The sequence below is a fragment of the Vibrio sp. D173a genome (assembly GCF_030248475.1).
The window spans coordinates 1-510 of the sequence record NZ_JAHGAH010000506.1 but is presented as its reverse complement, the minus strand read 5'-3'; the positions used below and the strand labels follow the sequence as shown (position 1 = coordinate 510).

Sequence of the window (510 nt, the reverse complement as noted above, 5' to 3'; positions counted from 1 at the left end):
GTTGCGAATCACTCTTAAAAAGTTGTTATGTGTTTGAACTTAAAGGGATCTCCATTTCAACCAACCCTTTGACTTCAGATGTTCTAACAAAGCCCTTGGACTCATACAGACTGATTGCTGGATTTTCACTAAACACACGCAAAACTAGCTTAGTGGATTGTCTTTTAAGCGCATGTCTAACAACTAGTTCGAGACACTTTGCCCCAATTCCTCTGCCCTGAAACTCAGGCAAAATTTGAAAGTCTCTCAAGAAGGTAGTATCGCCACTATAGCTAAAACGGAGAACACCAACACGAGCTTGGTCTAGATGGACTTCGTAATTATCTAATTCTTCCCAACTACTTAGAAACTGATTGTGATCCCAGATTATCCCGCGAGTTTGATAATAACTGGCCATATTTGACTTGGTCAACGATTCTGCGAATAAGGAGTCACTACCTACTTTTAGCTGTACTTCCATGCATTTTCCTCTGGTTACACATAACGCCCAATTCTTACGAATCCCCTCAT

1 protein-coding gene is annotated in these 510 nt (G+C 40.8%); it reads right to left on the bottom strand.

Annotation, left to right across the window (positions count from 1 at the left end):
* Window positions 1-25: 25 nt before the first annotated feature.
* On the bottom strand, window positions 26-460 hold the full coding sequence (locus KIV40_RS27130) for an N-acetyltransferase (protein WP_025536967.1): 435 nt from the start codon (window positions 458-460) through the stop codon (window positions 26-28).
* Window positions 461-510: the final 50 nt, after the last annotated feature.

Excerpts from the sequence above, each read along its gene's own strand:
- KIV40_RS27130 (WP_025536967.1), bottom strand. The coding sequence starts at position 460 with ATGGAAGTACAGCTAAAAGTAGGTAGTGACTCCTTATTCGCAGAATCG.